General features: G+C 32.5%; 16 protein-coding genes. All 16 read left to right on the forward strand.

Annotated elements, in window-relative coordinates:
• Positions 1–7 precede the first annotated feature (7 nt).
• The 16 genes from ABIN73_06920 to rpsU are packed head-to-tail and all read left to right on the forward strand — an operon-like array spanning position 8 to position 16,537.
• Positions 8–1,153, forward strand: a complete 1,146-nt coding sequence (locus tag ABIN73_06920; GenBank protein ID MEO0269454.1) for an acetyl-CoA acetyltransferase — start codon at positions 8–10, stop codon at positions 1,151–1,153.
• Between the two features lies 1 nt (position 1,154).
• Complete coding sequence (locus tag ABIN73_06925; GenBank protein MEO0269455.1) at positions 1,155–2,327, forward strand: thiolase domain-containing protein; 1,173 nt, start codon at positions 1,155–1,157, stop codon at positions 2,325–2,327.
• An 11-nt stretch (positions 2,328–2,338) separates the two neighbouring features.
• Complete coding sequence (locus tag ABIN73_06930; GenBank protein MEO0269456.1) at positions 2,339–2,854, forward strand: Zn-ribbon domain-containing OB-fold protein; 516 nt, start codon at positions 2,339–2,341, stop codon at positions 2,852–2,854.
• A complete protein-coding gene (locus ABIN73_06935) occupies positions 2,855–3,316 on the forward strand; it encodes a zinc ribbon domain-containing protein (GenBank protein ID MEO0269457.1) in 462 nt (153 codons plus the stop codon).
• Positions 3,313–4,617 (forward strand): ATP-dependent protease ATPase subunit HslU, encoded by a 1,305-nt coding sequence (hslU, locus tag ABIN73_06940; GenBank protein ID MEO0269458.1) that lies wholly within the window; start codon positions 3,313–3,315, stop codon positions 4,615–4,617. The genes ABIN73_06935 and hslU overlap by 4 nt, the downstream gene beginning before the upstream one ends.
• Complete coding sequence (gene amrB, locus ABIN73_06945) at positions 4,614–5,423, forward strand: AmmeMemoRadiSam system protein B (protein MEO0269459.1); 810 nt, start codon at positions 4,614–4,616, stop codon at positions 5,421–5,423. Before hslU ends, amrB begins: the two co-directional genes overlap by 4 nt.
• Positions 5,416–8,526 (forward strand): ABC transporter substrate-binding protein, encoded by a 3,111-nt coding sequence (locus ABIN73_06950; GenBank protein ID MEO0269460.1) that lies wholly within the window; start codon positions 5,416–5,418, stop codon positions 8,524–8,526. The genes amrB and ABIN73_06950 overlap by 8 nt, the downstream gene beginning before the upstream one ends.
• A gap of 6 nt (positions 8,527–8,532) precedes the next feature.
• A complete protein-coding gene (locus tag ABIN73_06955; GenBank protein ID MEO0269461.1) occupies positions 8,533–9,573 on the forward strand; it encodes a DUF763 domain-containing protein in 1,041 nt (346 codons plus the stop codon).
• On the forward strand, positions 9,570–10,022 hold the full coding sequence (dtd, locus tag ABIN73_06960; GenBank protein MEO0269462.1) for a D-aminoacyl-tRNA deacylase: 453 nt from the start codon (positions 9,570–9,572) through the stop codon (positions 10,020–10,022). Before ABIN73_06955 ends, dtd begins: the two co-directional genes overlap by 4 nt.
• Positions 10,023–10,026: 4 nt before the next feature.
• On the forward strand, positions 10,027–11,562 hold the full coding sequence (locus tag ABIN73_06965) for an acyl-CoA carboxylase subunit beta (GenBank protein ID MEO0269463.1): 1,536 nt from the start codon (positions 10,027–10,029) through the stop codon (positions 11,560–11,562).
• A 37-nt stretch (positions 11,563–11,599) separates the two neighbouring features.
• Entirely contained in the window at positions 11,600–12,151 is a 552-nt protein-coding gene (grpE, locus tag ABIN73_06970) for a nucleotide exchange factor GrpE (GenBank protein MEO0269464.1), read from the forward strand.
• 3 nt (positions 12,152–12,154) lie between these two features.
• The gene (gene dnaK / locus ABIN73_06975) at positions 12,155–14,083 is read left to right on the forward strand and encodes a molecular chaperone DnaK (protein ID MEO0269465.1); all 1,929 of its coding nucleotides are present in this window, start codon (positions 12,155–12,157) and stop codon (positions 14,081–14,083) included.
• A gap of 7 nt (positions 14,084–14,090) precedes the next feature.
• The gene (gene dnaJ / locus ABIN73_06980; protein ID MEO0269466.1) at positions 14,091–15,224 is read left to right on the forward strand and encodes a molecular chaperone DnaJ; all 1,134 of its coding nucleotides are present in this window, start codon (positions 14,091–14,093) and stop codon (positions 15,222–15,224) included.
• Positions 15,224–15,949: an RsmE family RNA methyltransferase gene (locus ABIN73_06985; protein ID MEO0269467.1), complete on the forward strand. Its 726-nt coding sequence runs from the start codon at positions 15,224–15,226 to the stop codon at positions 15,947–15,949. The genes dnaJ and ABIN73_06985 overlap by 1 nt, the downstream gene beginning before the upstream one ends.
• Entirely contained in the window at positions 15,946–16,287 is a 342-nt protein-coding gene (locus ABIN73_06990; protein MEO0269468.1) for a histidine triad nucleotide-binding protein, read from the forward strand. Before ABIN73_06985 ends, ABIN73_06990 begins: the two co-directional genes overlap by 4 nt.
• Before the next feature lie 40 nt (positions 16,288–16,327).
• The gene (rpsU, locus tag ABIN73_06995; protein ID MEO0269469.1) at positions 16,328–16,537 is read left to right on the forward strand and encodes a 30S ribosomal protein S21; all 210 of its coding nucleotides are present in this window, start codon (positions 16,328–16,330) and stop codon (positions 16,535–16,537) included.
• Positions 16,538–16,587: the final 50 nt, after the last annotated feature.

The raw sequence follows: 16,587 nt of genomic DNA on the forward strand, positions 1-16,587 counted from the left end.
TTGTAAAATGAATGTTTACATAATAGGAGTGGGAATTGCTTTAAGAGGTAAAATTTCTCCTGATGTAAGTTTTAGAGAACTTATTTACGAAGCAGCAGAGAAAGCCTATCTTGATGCTGGAATAGAACCAAGAGATGTTGATACTTTCGTTTCTTTATCAGAAGATTTTGAAGAAGGAACATCAATTTTTGATGAATATGTTCCTGATCAACTTGGTGCGGTATTGAAGCCAGTTCATACAATTTGCGCTGATGCAATTACAGGTATTGCTTCTTTATATGCTCAAATTAAAACAGGATATTTTAAAATTGGTGTCCTTGAAGCTCATTCTAAATTATCAAATATTAAAAATCATCATCATTTATTTGCAATGGCTTTAGACCCTGTATATGTTAGACCTCTTGAAATAAATCCTTATGCACTTATAGCTCTTGAAATGGCAATGTTTCTTGATTCAAGAGGTTATGATGAATTGGATACTGCTCATGTGGTTGCAAAAAATAAGGCAAATGCTTTATTATTTGGGAGAAGTCCTTTTGGTTCTATAATTTCTCCTGAGGAAGTTCTTCTTTCAAAACCTGTATCTGAACCTTTAAGGGAACTTGATATTTCTCCCAATGCTGATGGAGCATGTGTTATTGTTTTAGCAAATGAAGAAATAGCAAAAGAAAGAAATAGAGACTTTATAAAAATCCAGGGAGTTGGTTTTGGAATGTTTACACCCAATATTGAAAGATGGGATGGTGATGCGGAATATTTGAGTGTTGCAGCAAGAAAAGCTTATTCAATGGCAGGTATTAGAAATCCTATTAAAGAAATTGATTTTGCAGAGATTGATGATACTTTTTCTTACAAGGAATTACAGCATCTTGAAGCATTATCTCTTGCAAGGTATGGAGAGTCAGCATGGCTAATGAGAGATGGTTTTTACGATTTAAGTGGAGAATTACCTGTGAATACTACAGGTGGAAATTTAGGTAATGGAAATTTTTCTTTAATGAATGGTGCAAGGGCTATATATGATGCTATTTTACAGTTGAGGGGAAGTGCTTCAAATGTTCAATTAAGAGAACCTGAGACGGCTTTAGTTGCGTCATGGAAAGGATTTCCTTCTGCAAGTGGAGGAGTTTTAATTTTAAAAAGGGAGGGTTAAAATGGCACAGAAAGTTGCAATTCTTGGTGCAGGGATGACAAAATTTATGAGAAGAGCAAAAGAAACAGGTAAGGAGCTTAGCTTTGAAGCAGCAAAGATGGCTCTTATAGATGCAAAAATGGATATAAGTGAGATTGATTGTGTTGTAATGGCAACAGCACCTGATACTTTTGATGGAGTTCATATGAAAGGTGATTGGCTTTCAGATGGAGCAGGTGGTAAAAGAAAACCCTATATGAGGTCTTATGTTGGAGGAGGTTCTGGTGTTTTTTCAATAATTCATGGTTTTTATCTTGTTGCAAGTGGTATTTTTGATACATGCCTTGTTGTTGCTGAAGAAAAAATGTCTTCCTGTATGCCACATCCTCAAGGTGCTTTTAACTCCATTTATGATCAGTTCCTTGAAAGACCATTAGGAGTAAATCTTTTATGGATATTCTCTCTTGAAATGATGAGATATATGAAAGTTCATAAAATACCCCTCGAAACAATTGCTCTTGTGTCTGTAAAGAATAAGAAAAATGGAATGGATCACCCATGCAGTCAGAAGGGAATTGCTGGTGAGTACACTGTTAAAGATATTCTTGATTCAGAAGTTATTGCCTATCCAGTTTACAGATTAATGGTTTCACCTGTAACAGATGCGGCTTGTGCTATTGTAATTGCATCAGAACATGAAGCAAAAAGAAGAACTGACAAACCCATATGGATTGAAGGAGTAGGATGGTGTCTTGATACTTCTTACTGGACAAATAGGGATCTTTATTATCCAAAATATGTAGAGTATGCAGCAAGGATGGCCTATGATATGGCAGGAATAAAAGATCCAAGAAAAGAGATTCATGTAGTTGAACCTTATGATCCTTTTGCTTACAAGGAACTTCATCATCTTGAAGGTCTTTTGCTTGCTGATAAAGGTGAGGCACCTAAATTACTTGAAAAAGGTTTCTGGGACAGGGATACGGAAAATGGGATTCCTTCATGTCCTTCAGGTGGTCTTTTAGGAGTTGGGAATCCGATAGCAGCTGCCGGACTTATGAAGGTTATTGAAATTTATTTGCAATTAAAAGGAGAAGCAGGTAAGAGGCAGGTTAAAAGAGAGGTAAAGAGAGGTTTAGCACAGGCATGGGGAGACTTGATGCAGGTTGGAACAGTTGTTATTTTATCTAAATAGGAGGTAAAAAAATGGAATTTAAAGGAACACCACTGGATACAAAAGATTTTGAAAAAGTTTTTAAAGTGGAATGGAAAAGTAAACTTGAGTATGAATGGGATTGTGGAATAGCTCTAACTAAATTTTTTGAGGGTTTAAAACAGGGTAAAATTCTGGCAAGAAAGTGCTATTCCTGTAATAGGGTTCTTATTCCGCCAAGGATGTTCTGTGAAATCTGTTTCAGACCAACTGATGAATGGATTTTACTAAAAGATGAAGGTGAAATTCTTACCTTTTCTGTTTCTTATGTTAACTGGGATGCTTCAAGAAGAGAGGAACCAGAAATTCCTGCTGTAATAAGACTTGATGGTGCTTCAGAAAATATAGGAATATTACATAAAATAGGTGAAGCAGGTGATTCCTTGGAAGAGATTTTAAAAAATATTGATATAGGTGTAAGGGTAAAAGCAGTCTGGAAAAAAGAACATGAAAGGGAAGGAGCAATCACAGATATTTTATATTTTAAACCGATAAAAAGGAGGAAATAAATGCCCTTTAAAGATTTTATTGAAAGATTAAGTGATGTAAAAGTGCAAAAAGGTGATATTCCGGTTTGGTGGCTTTATACTGTGGGAAATGGTGGAGAAATTTTTTATAATGGGTTAAAAGAGGGAAAAATTAAAGGAAGTTACTGTGAGAATTGTGAATCAATAATTTTGCCTCCAAGAATTTATTGTGAGGATTGTTTTGAGAGAATTGAGAAATTTGTTGATGTTGAAGGTCCCTTTGTTGTTCTTGCTATGACTCAATCTTATCTTGATTTAGATGGAAATCCTCTTGATAAGCCTCAAAAAATTGCCCTAATTGGTGTTCCTGATGCTAAAGGTGGAATAATACATTTTCTTGATCCTGATACTGAGATAGATACAGGGGACATAGTTGAACCAATTTTTAATGAAGATAGAGTTGGTTCACTTAAGGATATAAAATACTTTACAATAAAGAAATGATTGAATATTATAACGAGGAAAAGACCCCTTTTGAGATAGTTGAGGAGTTAAATAAATATATTGTTGGACAAGAAGAAGCTAAAAAAGCAGTTGCTATTGCTTTGAGGAATAGGTGGAGAAGAATGAGAGTAAAGGGTAAGATAAGAGAAGAGATTCATCCCTTTAATATTCTTATGATAGGACCAACAGGTGTTGGAAAAACTGAGATAGCAAGGAGACTTGCTCAGCTTACTGGTTCGCCTTTTTTAAAAATTGAGGCTACAAGATACACTGAGGTTGGGTATGTTGGGAAGGATGTAGAGAGTATGGTTAGAGATTTAGTGGAGGTTGCTTTTAATATGTTGAGACAGAAAAAAGTGAAAGAAGTGGAAAATAGAGCAAGGGAACTTGCAGAGGATAAAATTATAGAAATACTTGCAGGAACTCAGTTTTCTCCAAGAGAGACAATAAGAGAACATTTAAGAAGGGGATTTTATAATGATAGAGAAATTGATATTGAAGTAAAACAATCTCCTGTTTCTGTTATTCCAGTACCCTTGGGTCAGGATACAATTGCTCAGAGTTTACAGGATGTTATGGAAGATATTTTCCCAAAGAGGACAGTTATAAAGAGAATGAAAGTTAAGGATGCACTTGAATATTACACTCAAGAAGCTGCAAATAAGCTTATCAACATTGAAGAAGTAAAACAGGAAGCACTAAGGCTTGCACAGGAAAAAGGTATAATTTTTATAGATGAGATTGATAAAATAGTAGGTAAGGGGGAAGAGCATGGACCGTCTGTTTCAAGAGAAGGTGTTCAGAGAGATCTTTTACCAATTGTGGAGGGAACAAGTGTATGGACAAAGTATGGTGTTGTAAAAACTGATAATATTCTTTTTATAGGAGCAGGTGCTTTCAGTAAATGTTCACCTCAGGATTTGATACCTGAACTTCAAGGAAGATTTCCTATAAGAGTAGAGTTACATCCACTTGGTGAGAAGGAATTCGAGAGGATTTTGGTTGAACCTGAAAATTCTCTTTTGAAACAGTTTAAAGCTTTATTTGAGGCAGAGGGATTTACTTTAGAGTTTGAGGAAGAGGCAATTAAAAATATAGCGCATTACGCCTACCTTGCAAATCAAAAAATGGAAGATATTGGAGCAAGAAGATTGCAAACTGTGATGAACCTTGTTCTTGAAGATGCTTTATTTAGAATGCCTTATTTAGACAGAAATCCTTATGTGGTTACAGCTTCCTATGTTGATGAAATATTATCAAAAGCATTAAAGGAGGAAGATGTATCAAGGTATATCTTATGAATATTAGAAAACCTGCAGTAAGTGGTGCTTTTTATCCCTCAGAAAAAAAAGAACTTGAAAATTTAATAGGTATGCTATTTGAAAATGTTGAAGATATTGATTTAAAAATTAAATCAGCTATAACACCTCATGCAGGCTATATTTACTCAGGAGAAACAGCTTCATATGTTTATAAAAATCTTAAAAATTATTATGAAAGAATAGTAATTTTAGGTGTTTCTCATCATTATTCTTTTAATTATGCTTCCCTTGATGAAAATGAGAGATGGCAAACTCCCTTAGGTGAAGTAGAAATTGATTTAGATTTTGAAAAAAGATTGAAAAATTACGATGTATTTAAATTTAATTCTATTTATCACAGTAATGAACATTCCCTTGAAGTTCAGGTTCCCTTTTTACAGTATAAATTTAAAGATAAATTTAAATTGGTTCCTATTCTAATAGGAACATTCAAAAGAGAAACTCTTGATATTATAGCAGAAGTTTTAAAAAAGGAAATAGATGATAAGACACTTGTAATTGCAAGTTCGGATTTTTATCACGGTTATTCTTATAGAGATTGTAAAAATGTGAATATACATTCAAAGGAAATACTTGAAAGAGGTGATCCCCAAGAATTTTTTAATGGAATAATGGAGGAAAAGATTATGGCCTGTGGAGCTTCTGCAATATATGTTCTTTTAAAAATTTTTAGAAACGGTAAATTTGGAAGGAAAGTTTTATATATGACAACCTCACAAGATGTTATAAAAGAAAAATCATGGGGTTATGTTGTTGGTTATATATCTTTTGTAATATATGAATAGGGCTCAAAAAGTTTTTGATTTTTTTAAAAAACTTTACGAACTCGGTCTTTATGTTTTTGGAGAAAGAGATAAAATTGAGAATATAAAAATTCGCACACAGAATGAGCTTAAAAAAATGACTGACATGTTCAAAGAAATGGAGGATGTAACATTAAAAATAGGCGATATTTCCAGTAAAGTTGAAGGAGAGTTACTTAAAATCTATAATAAGTTACCTCTTTATCTTTCCTTTTACAACAAAGAAATTGAGAGGATAGAAAAGGTTTTAAGATTCTTTGAGAAGTTGGGAGAGAATACTGAAAAATTGCTAGAAGAGATTCACTATATAGAGATTGTTTCAAGAAATTCTGAAATAAAGGCTTATCATCTTGGAGAGAAAGGTAAAGGTTTATCTGTGGTTTCTCAAGAATTATCAAAATTAGCACAGAGGATTATATCGCATGCAAAAATTCTTTCTTTGGATGTTGGAAAGATTAAAGATAATTTTGAGTCTTTAAAACTAAAACAAAACAAAATTCTGGAGCTGGTTGGAGAATTAAATAAATATGAAAAAATTTTAAGCGAGATATTTGAAAAATTAAAAGAATCTATAAAGAATTTTTTGAATACTCTAAAGGATCTTGTTTTTATATATTCAGAGAGAAAAACTCTTTTAGATGAATTGTTTAGGAACATAATAGATCTTGAAACAAAAAGTACCCTCCTTTTTAATGATGCCGAGAAAGTGCTTATTTATTCAGAGATTTTTAAAGGGAATGAAGAAATTCTTGAATCTCTTTATGAAATAATGGATTTAGCTTCCTCATCACCTACTTATCTTAAAAAGAGACTAAAGAATAAGATCGAGTTTTTTTCAAATAATATAGACTTAATTATAAAAGAATTAAGTGGTAGATTTTCTAATTTTGAAAAGAGTAAGGATGAATGGGAGAAAAAATTAGATATTTTAAGGAGTATTGTTGGAAAAATTAAAATCCAGGATAAAAGGATAAAGGACTTAGAAGAGTTAACTCTTAAAAATTTCAAGTTAAATGTTTCTTACTATCTGGATCAAATTAATAATATGGATAAAGTTATAAATGAGTTTTTTTCCTATTTAATTTCCTATCGAGAATCTTTTAATTTTGAAAGAACCGATTTTAAATTTTTAAAGTATTTGAGACAGATGAAAGAAGATTTAAAAGACGGAGAAATTCTCTCCCTTTACTCATCAGTTGAAACAGCAAGGGCAGGTATAAAAGAAGATCCCCTATCTATGGAGCTCAAAGAAAGAGTCAGAAATTCTATATCTTTGTCAGATGAGATTATAGGATTTATAAAAGAAATTACAAGCTTAGCGATAGCTAAAGAGAGTTTATTTACTGAGTATGAAAAGGACATAAGTTTTTTTGATATGAAAAAAGAAATTGAGATACTTGAAGAAAGTTTTGATAAGATAGGGGAAATGACAGATATTATAGGAAGGGATATAGAAAAATTTAAGGACACCTTTGAGATGCTTGAAGAATTCATAAATCAATTGACACTAAAATTCAAGGATATTGAAAAGCTGATGGGAGATACAAAGAGGAATATATCAGATGTTAAAGAGGATACAATAAGGAGATTACCGCATATTGATTACCTTGAAGAAAAATCTGTAGAGGAAATTGTTTTGAGGTTACCTCTAAATAGTAATCCTGCTAATTTGAATCCCTACATGGCAACGGATGCTACAAGTAACACAATTCTTGAAAATATTCACAGGTCTTTATTTATGGTTTCTCCAATTTCAAGTAAAGTAATACCTTTTCTTGTCGAAAAATTTGAAATAGAAAAAGAGGGTAAACTATATATTTTTTACCTTAGAAAAAATGTAAAGTTTCATAATGGAGAAATTATGACATCCCATGATGTCAGAGATTCTTTGATGAGAACTTTAAGAGGAAATTACAGAAATTATTTTGATATGATAAAAGGAGCTAAGGATTTTATTGAAGGAACAAAAAATTTTGTTGAGGGTATAAGAATTGTAGATGATTATAGAATAGAAGTAGAACTTGAGTATCCTTTTGTTCCTTTTATTTATAATCTTTCTCTTGTCAATGCAGCTATTACAAGAGAGAAAAATGGTGATTTAATAGGTTTGGGTCCTTTTATTCTTAAAGATTATAAAAAGGATGAGTATATAGAACTTGTGGCTTTTGATGATTATTTTGCAGGAAGAGCTAATGTGGATAGGATTATCTTTTTAATTAAAGAAAAAGAAACAATAAGTTTTTTAAATATGTTTTTAAAAGGCGAATTAGATGTGCTTGAGCCTTCCTATGAAGAAGAAGAAATTTTAAAGGAAAAAGCACCTAATTATTTCCAGAAAATAAAAACAGTCCCAGAACTTTCAATTCATAGGCTTGATTTTAATAACAGGAAGTATCCCTTTAATAACATTCACTTTCGTAAAGCTTTGAATTATGCTTTTGATAAAGAGAAATTTATAAAGGAAATATTAAAAGGTAGATCAATAAAGGCTAATGGAATTTTTGCTCCTTCATCAGAGGTTTATAATCCTGATTTAAAAGGATACGAGTTTGATATTGAGAAAGCAAAAGAGGAATTTTCTAAGTCTGGAGTGAAATTACCCATTAAAATAAAACTTACTGTTTCTGAAAGTATAGCATACAGGAGAAATGCTGAGTTTATTAAAGAGTGTTTTGAAAAGCTTGGAATTGAAGTTCAACTTGAAGTAAAACCATGGAAAGAATTTCTTGAATCTATTCATTTAGATAAAACTGAATGTCATACAATTGGTTGGGTAGCAGACACTGGTGATCCTGACAGTATTGTTTATCCAATGTATCATTCAAATTCTATTAAATCAGGAGCTAACGAAGCAAAATATTCAAACCCCCTTGTTGATAAATTGATTGAAGAAGCAAGGAGAGTTAGAATACCTGAAATAAGGAAGAAAATTTATCAGGAGATAGAAAAGAAAATATTAGAAGATGCACCTTGCATATTTTTATATCACCCCTATGAAAGGGTTCTTTTGTCTGATAAAGTTCTTGGAATTTGGCCCCATCCATTGGGACACTTCAGATTGGAGATTGCTTTTAAATTCCCATAAAAATAAATGGATATAATTAGTTTACCTTTACATTCCGGAAAAGCACCGGAATGGCTTTTTCAAAAAATGAAAAAATTATCATCCCTGATTGTTGAATACATGCTTGAAGAGTTTGACACAGAATTAATATTGGAAAAGTTTTCTGATCCTTTATGGTTTCAAAGCTTTGGTTGTTTCCTTGGATTTGACTGGCATTCTTCAGGACTTACAACAACTCTAACAGGTGCTTTGAAAGAGGGTTTTAGAGAGAGAAATATCCCCATATACATAACTGGAGGAAAAGGTAAAGTAGCTTTAAAAACACCTGAAGAAATTTTAAAACTTAGTGATAAAGTTAATATTAATTCATCTGAATTTATCAATCTTTCCCGTTTAACTGCGAAAATTGATAATATTTGTGTTCAGGACGGGCACACTCTCTATCATCATACCTTCTGGTTTGATAGTAAAGGAAACTGGTTAACTATTCAGCAGGGAATGAATCCTTTGAAAAGAACTGCAAGAAGATATCATATTTTTTCCAAAAATTTGGTAGATTTAACGAATGAACCTCATTCAGGAATAATTGCTGAAAAAAAAGAAAAATCAGTTTTAAATCTTGTGTCTGAAAGGAATAAAAAAATAAGAGAAAACATTTTGAAATTGATTAAAGAAGGGGGAATTAAGGAAATTTATAAAATGCCCTTTAGACATGAAATCAAATTAAGTGATTTAGATAAGAAAAGAATTTATCAGATTAATATAAATTTTTATAAGAAAAATATTGATAAATTTGAAAATATTCTTTTAATAAAAGGAGTGGGTGAAAAAACTTTAAGAGCCTTAACCCTTCTTTCAGTTATTTTATATGGAGAAAAACCGGATTATACAGATCCTGCAAGGTTTTCTTTTGCCCATGGAGGAAAGGATGGAACTCCTTATAGAATAAGTAAAAGGGAATATGATAAAACTATTGAAATACTTGAAAGAATTATATCAAAAAGAAGAGGATTTGAAAGGGAAGATAGAACCTTTTTGCTTAAAAGATTATACTTTTTTGTAAGATGAAAATAGTTATTGAAAGAATAAAAGAAGGTTATGTAAATATTAATGAGAACAAAGTTTTGAGTATCAATAAGGGTCTTCTTTTATTTGTGGGTATCTGTAAAAATGATTCGATTCAGGAGATTGAGTGGGCAGTTAATAAAATTTTAAATTTGAGAATTTTTGATGACAATCAGGGAAAGTTGAATTTGAGTGTTTTAGATGTAAGTGGAGATATACTTGTCATCTCTAATTTTACCTTATGTGCAGATATTAAAAAAGGTAATAGACCTTCCTTTGACAATTCTGAAGAGAAAGTAAAGGCGATTGAGAAGTTTAATTTTTTTGTTAGTAAATTAAAAGAAAGTAATTTGAGAGTTATAGAAGGCGAGTTCGGGGCTTATATGGAAGTTTATCATGTTAATTCAGGTCCTGTTACAATTGTTCTGGATACTAAGGAAAAATTCAGGTGATACCATGGATAAATTTGAAAAATTAAAAAAATTAAGAGAAGAAGCCCTTAAGGGAGGGGGAGAGGAGAAAATAAAAAAACATAAGGAAAAAGGTAAAAAGACAGCAAGAGAGAGAATAGAACTTCTTGTAGATGAAGGTAGTTTTCAGGAAATTGATATGTTTGTTACACACAGAATCACAGAATTTGATCTCCCCAAGATATTAGGTGATGGTGTTGTTACAGGTTTTGCTAAGATACATGGAAGAGATGTTTTAGTATTTTCACAGGATTTTACAGTTTTTGGTGGCACACTTTCACTTGCTCATGCGGATAAAATTAAAAAGATTCTTGATATTGCATTAAGGATTGGAGTACCTGTAATTGGTCTTAACGATTCAGGTGGTGCAAGAATTCAGGAAGGTGTGGCTTCTCTTGCAGGTTATGCAGAAATATTTTTAAGAAATACTCTTTTATCAGGTGTTGTTCCACAGATTTCAGCAATTTTAGGACCCTGTGCAGGTGGGGCAGTTTATTCTCCTGCTTTAACAGATTTTATTTTTATGGTAAGAAAAACAAGTTACATGTTTATAACTGGTCCTGATGTTATAAAGGCAGTAACACATGAGGATGTTACTTTTGAAGAACTTGGTGGAGCTGATGTTCATGCAGAAAAAAGTGGTGTTGCTCATTTTGTTTATGATAGTGAGGAAGAAGTTATGGGTGGAATAAGAACGCTTTTGACTTATTTGCCTCAGAACAATATGGAGGAGCCGCCTTTCATAGATACAGGAGACCCTGAAGAAAGAGAAGATCCAGAGCTTGATGATATTATTCCTGAAGATCCAAATGCCCCCTACGAAATGAAGGAGATAATTAAAAGGGTTGTTGATAATGGAGTTTTTTTTGAGGTTCATGAAAAATATGCACCAAATATAATAGTTGGATTTGCAAGAATTGGGGGTTTCAGTGTAGGAATAGTTGCTCAGGAACCAATGCATCTTGCAGGTGCTATTGATGTTGATGCTTCAATTAAAGCAGCAAGATTTGTTAGATTCTGCGATGCTTTTAATATTCCTATAATTACCTTTGAGGATGTTCCCGGATTTTTACCAGGTGTTTATCAAGAGCATAGGGGAATTATAAAGGAAGGGGCAAAACTTCTTTATGCTTATTGTGAAGCAACAGTTCCTAAGATTACAGTAATAACAAGAAAAAGTTATGGGGGGGCTTATTGTGTGTTATCTTCAAAACAGGTAAGGGGAGATATAAATTTAGCTTGGCCAACTGCAGAGATTGCTGTTATGGGACCTGAAGGTGCAATAAACATTATTTACAGAAAAGAGATCCAGGAAGCAGAAAATCCGGAGGAATTAAGGAAAGAGCTTGCAAAAATGTACAGGGAAAAATTTGCTAATCCTTACTATGCGGCAGCTTACGGTTATATTGATGATGTTATTGAACCTCGTAAAACAAGAAAATGGATTATAAAAGGTTTAAAACTTTTAAAAAATAAAAGACAGGGTTTACCACCAAAGAAACACGGAAATATACCTTTATAAACTTGAAAAAAATTTACTTTAATAGTATTTAAATATAATGGAAAAAAAGAAATGGCTTGAAAGAATTAAAGAAGAATTACTTTTTAATTATAAAGAAGCAGAAGAGTTTAGAGAACTCTATACCCGTGCAATTATGGATTTTAACAAATTTAAAAAAAGAAAAGAAGAAGAGTTTAAAGGAGCTAAAAATGAAGGAAAAAAAGAATTGATTCAAAAGTTTTTTTTAGCAATTGATAATTTAGGAAGAGCATTAGAAATAATTAATGAAAATAATAATGATACTCTTAATCTTAAAAAAGGTGTAGAAATGATTTACAAACAATTTATTAATATATTAAATGAGGAAGGGGGTGAGATAATAGAACCAGTAGAAGGCGAGGATTTTAATCCAGAGTTTCATGAAGCTATTGATTTAAAGGAAGTTTCTGATAGAAGTTTAGACAAAAAAATAATAAAAAGTGTTCAGAGAGGATTAAAATTTATGGGTAAAGCAATAAATCCAGCTAAAGTGATTGTAGGTGTTTTTAAAGAAGAAAAGAAAGAAATGGGTTCAATTCCCGAAAAATCTGAATTAGAGAAGGAGGAATAAAATATGGCAAAGGCGGTTGGTATAGATCTTGGAACCACAAACTCCTGTCTTGCAATTATGGAAGGAAATGAGCCAAAAGTAATTCCGAATAAAGAAGGTGGAAGGGTTACCCCTTCTGTTGTTTCTTTTAGAGAAACAGGAGAGATAATAGTGGGAAGCATAGCAAAAAGACAGGCAATTGTTAATGCTGAAAATACAGTTTATTCTATAAAGAGATTTATGGGTAGAAGGTATGATGAGGTTCTGGAGGAGATTAGGAGAGTTCCCTATGAAGTTGTAAGAGGTCCGCATGATGATGCAAGAGTTAAAATAAGAGATAAAATATATTCCCCTCCTGAAATTTCTGCATTTATTTTAAGGTATTTAAAAGAAAGTGCTGAAGAATATCTTGGTGAAAAGATAACTCAGGCTGTAATAACAGTTCCAGCATATTTTAATGATGCTCAGAGACAGGCTACAAAGGATGCAGGTAGAATAGCAGGGCTTGAAGTTTTGAGAATTATTAATGAGCCTACTGCTGCTGCTCTTGCTTATGGTCTTGATAAGCAGAAAGATATTAAAGTTGCTGTATATGATTTAGGTGGAGGAACATTTGATATATCAATCCTTGAACTTTCAGAAGAGGGAGTTTTTGAAGTAAAATCAACAAATGGTGATACTCATTTAGGTGGTGATGATTTTGATCAGAGAATTATAGACTGGCTTGTTGAGGAGTTTTTAAAAGAGGAAGGAATTGATTTGAGAAAGGATAGATCTGCAATGCAGAGATTAAAGGAAGCTGCGGAGAAAGCCAAAATTGAACTTTCAACAATGATGACTACAACTATATCACTTCCTTTTATTGCAGGTCCCAAACATCTTGAAAGAGAATTAACAAGGGCAAGATTTGAAGCAATGGTAAGAGATTTGATAGATAGAACAATAGAAATATGTAAGAGGGCGCTTGAGGATGCAAAATTGAGACCTTCTGATATAAACGAGGTGATTCTTGTTGGAGGAATGACGAGAGTTCCAGCAGTTCAGGAAGCTGTAAGAAGTTTCTTTGGAAAAGAACCTCATAAAGGTGTTAATCCTGATGAAGTAGTAGCAATGGGTGCAGCAATTCAGGCAGCAGTTCTTGCAGGTGAAGTAAAAAGAGATATTGTCCTTCTTGATGTTACACCTCTTTCTCTTGGGGTAGAAACACTTGGAGGTGTTATGACTGTTATAATTCCAAGAAACACTACTATTCCTGTCAGAAAATCTGAAATTTTTACAACTGCTCAGGATAATCAAACTGCTGTTACTATTCACGTATTACAGGGTGAAAGACCAATGGCTAAAGATAATAGGTCTCTTGCAAGATTTGAACTTTACGGTATACCACCTGCTCCAAGGGGTGTTCCTCAAATTGAGGTTACATTTGAAATTGATGCTGATGGAATTTTACATGTATCAGCAAAAGATCTTGCAACAGGAAGAGAACAAAAAGTAAGAGTTCATTCTTCATCAGGTTTAACTGAGGAGGAGATTCAAAGAATGATAAAAGAAGCAGAAATGCATGCGGAGGAGGATAGAAAAAGAAAAGAACTTATAGATACAAAAAATCAGGCAGATTCATTTATTTACACTGTAGAAAAATCACTCAGAGATCTTGGTGATAAGATTGATTCCAGTAAGAAAAGCAGAGTAATGGAGAAGTTGAATGAACTGAGAGAAGCTATGAAAAAAGATGATGCGGGTTATATTAAGGATAAAATGAAAGAATTACAAGAAGTCTGGTATCAGGCAACAGAGGAAATTTATCAGCGTGGAAGAGGTGCTGAGTTTTATTCAGGAAGAGGAAGAAGTGCAGAGGGTATGAGGACTCCACCAGAAGAAAAAGTAGAAGAAAAAAAGGAGGATAAGGGAAAAGATAAAACAGTAGATGCAGATTACGAGGTTATTGATTAAAAAATAGATGAATAAGAAGGATTATTATGAAATACTCGGGGTTAGTAGAGATGCAACGCAGGAGGAGATAAAAAAAGCATATAAGAGATTAGCTTTAAAATATCATCCTGATAGAAACCCTGATAATAAGGAAGAAGCAGCAAAGAAATTTATGGAGATATCAGAGGCTTATGAGGTATTGAGTGATCCGGAGAAAAGAAAGATTTATGATAGATATGGGCATGAAGGATTAAAAGGTGCAGGAGTTTTTAGAGAAGGAGATTTTACGTGGAGAGATTTTTCTCATTTTGAAGATCTTGAAGATATTTTTGGCGATATAGGAAGAATTTTTGAAGAGTTTGGTTTTGGTTCCTCAATTTTTGATTTTCTTTTTGGAGGGAAGAGAGAAAGAGAAAAGAGTGAATATTTCATTCAAGAACCTGGTGAAGATTTAAGAATAAAAATATCTTTAACTTTACAGGAAATTGATTCAGGAGTATCTAAAAAAGTTCTTGTAAAAAGATTTGTAAGGTGTGATACCTGTGGAGGCACGGGCTCTAAATCTAAATCATTTAAAACATGTGAAACTTGCAGAGGGACAGGTTATATTAGAAGGGAAAGTAGAACACCTTTTGGACATTTTGTGACTCAATCTACATGTCCCACATGTAGAGGAGCTGGAAAAGTGATAGGAGATCTATGTGAAGTTTGTAAGGGTACAGGAAGAGTAATGAAAGAAGAAATGATTAAGATAAATATTCCAGCAGGAGTTGAAGAAGGCCAAATGTTGAGATTAAAAGGTATGGGTAATGCAGGTTTAAGAGGAGGTAAATCTGGAGACCTTATAGTTGTAATTAATGAGATAAAAGATGATAGGTTTGAAAGAAGGGGTAAGGATTTGAAAATGAAAGTAAAAGTTCCTTACCCAGTTCTTGTGTTGGGAGGAGAATTATCAATAGATTCTTTAAATGGTAAAAAGCTGAAACTTAAAATTCCCCCTGGAACTCAAACTGGAGAAATTCTAAGAATTAAAGGTCAAGGATTAAAGGATTTAAATGGTAATAAGGGTGATCTTTTTGTAGAGATTGATGTAGAGATTCCAAAGGAAGTTTCAAGAGAAGAAAAAGAAATTTTAAAAAAATTATTGGAAATTAAAAAGTAATGGATATAAGATACTTTTATGTTAAAAAAAGTGATATAAAAGATAATAAAGTTTTTATTGTTGGTGAGGAGTATAACCATCTATATAGAGTTTTAAGGAAAAAACCAAGAGATATAATAAAAGTTGTAAATGGAGAGGGTGATGAATATTTAGTTTTGCTTACTAAAACTGAAGATGGTTATGCAGAGGGTGATATTATTGAAAAAAGAAGAAAACCTAATGAAATACCCTTTGAACTTTCATTTGCTTGTGGTATTTTGAAAGGTGAAAGAATGGAACTTTTGATAGAGAAGGGGACTGAACTTGGAGTTAGTAAGTTTATTCCCCTTTTAACTGAAAGAACAGAGGTAGAACCAGGGGCGGGAAAGTTTTTAAGATGGAATAAGATAGCAATTTCAGCTATGAAACAATCAAGGAGAAGTGTATTACCATTAATTGAAAAACCTATGAAATTAGAAGAATTTTGTGATTATGTAAGTGACTATGATTTTAAAATTCTATTGAATGAAAGGATAAAAGCAATGCCTGAATTGAAGGAAAAGAATTTTAATAAGGCTGTTATAGTAGCAGGTCCTGAAGGTTCTTTTACAGATGGAGAAATAAATTATTTGAGAAAGAAAGGTTTTAAAGAGTGGAATCTTGGATTAAGAACTTTAAGAACAGAAACCGCACTTTTATTTGCAGGAATCATTTTACTATATTTAACTGAAAGGAGGAATGTATAATGGCTTGTATTTTTTGTAAAATCATAAAAAAAGAAATAAATTCAAAAATTGTATATGAGGACGACTTATCTTTAGCATTTGAGGATATAAATCCACAGGCTCCAGTCCACATTCTGATTGTTCCCAAAAAGCATATTAGTGCTTTAAGAGATGTGAAAGAAGAAGATAGTTATTTAATTGGGCATTTGTTAAGAGTTGCAAGTAAAATAGCACTTGAAAAAAATCTCGGAGAAGGTTATAGAATTGTTATAAATGATGGCAAAGAGGCGGGGCAGAGTATTTTTCATTTACATTTTCATATACTGGGAGGCAGAATTTTGGGATGGCCTCCTGGATAAAGGGTTCTATTCCCGTTAAACTGCAAGGAGGAAAAAAGTTATGACAGGAGTAAAACTAAGAGAAGGAGAAAGTTTTGAAGAAATGTTAAGAAGATTTAAAAAAATTTTAAACAGAGATAAGATTATGGATGAGGTAAAAAGATTAGAACATTATGAAAAACCATCTGAAAGGAGGAAAAAGGAGCTTGCCACAGCAAGGAGAAGAGTTCTTAGAAGATTAAAGCAAATTCAGGAAAAACTTAAGAAATAGTATTTGAAGAGAATTTTAGAATTTATTTCCCAATATTTACAGACCGAAGG

The organism is candidate division WOR-3 bacterium (genome assembly GCA_039804025.1).
In the GTDB taxonomy this organism is placed as follows: domain Bacteria; phylum Hydrothermota; class Hydrothermia; order Hydrothermales; family JAJRUZ01; genus JBCNVI01.

What these genes read in the sequence shown, in the direction of transcription:
- ABIN73_06920 (MEO0269454.1), top strand. Translation starts at nt 8, where the DNA reads ATGAATGTTTACATAATAGGAGTGGGAATTGCTTTAAGAGGTAAAATT.
- ABIN73_06925 (MEO0269455.1), top strand. Translation starts at nt 1,155, where the DNA reads ATGGCACAGAAAGTTGCAATTCTTGGTGCAGGGATGACAAAATTTATG.
- ABIN73_06930 (MEO0269456.1), top strand. Translation starts at nt 2,339, where the DNA reads ATGGAATTTAAAGGAACACCACTGGATACAAAAGATTTTGAAAAAGTT.
- ABIN73_06935 (MEO0269457.1), top strand. Translation starts at nt 2,855, where the DNA reads ATGCCCTTTAAAGATTTTATTGAAAGATTAAGTGATGTAAAAGTGCAA.
- hslU (MEO0269458.1), top strand. Translation starts at nt 3,313, where the DNA reads ATGATTGAATATTATAACGAGGAAAAGACCCCTTTTGAGATAGTTGAG.
- amrB (MEO0269459.1), top strand. Translation starts at nt 4,614, where the DNA reads ATGAATATTAGAAAACCTGCAGTAAGTGGTGCTTTTTATCCCTCAGAA.
- ABIN73_06950 (MEO0269460.1), top strand. Translation starts at nt 5,416, where the DNA reads ATGAATAGGGCTCAAAAAGTTTTTGATTTTTTTAAAAAACTTTACGAA.
- ABIN73_06955 (MEO0269461.1), top strand. Translation starts at nt 8,533, where the DNA reads ATGGATATAATTAGTTTACCTTTACATTCCGGAAAAGCACCGGAATGG.
- dtd (MEO0269462.1), top strand. Translation starts at nt 9,570, where the DNA reads ATGAAAATAGTTATTGAAAGAATAAAAGAAGGTTATGTAAATATTAAT.
- ABIN73_06965 (MEO0269463.1), top strand. Translation starts at nt 10,027, where the DNA reads ATGGATAAATTTGAAAAATTAAAAAAATTAAGAGAAGAAGCCCTTAAG.
- grpE (MEO0269464.1), top strand. Translation starts at nt 11,600, where the DNA reads ATGGAAAAAAAGAAATGGCTTGAAAGAATTAAAGAAGAATTACTTTTT.
- dnaK (MEO0269465.1), top strand. Translation starts at nt 12,155, where the DNA reads ATGGCAAAGGCGGTTGGTATAGATCTTGGAACCACAAACTCCTGTCTT.
- dnaJ (MEO0269466.1), top strand. Translation starts at nt 14,091, where the DNA reads ATGAATAAGAAGGATTATTATGAAATACTCGGGGTTAGTAGAGATGCA.
- ABIN73_06985 (MEO0269467.1), top strand. Translation starts at nt 15,224, where the DNA reads ATGGATATAAGATACTTTTATGTTAAAAAAAGTGATATAAAAGATAAT.
- rpsU (MEO0269469.1), top strand. Translation starts at nt 16,328, where the DNA reads ATGACAGGAGTAAAACTAAGAGAAGGAGAAAGTTTTGAAGAAATGTTA.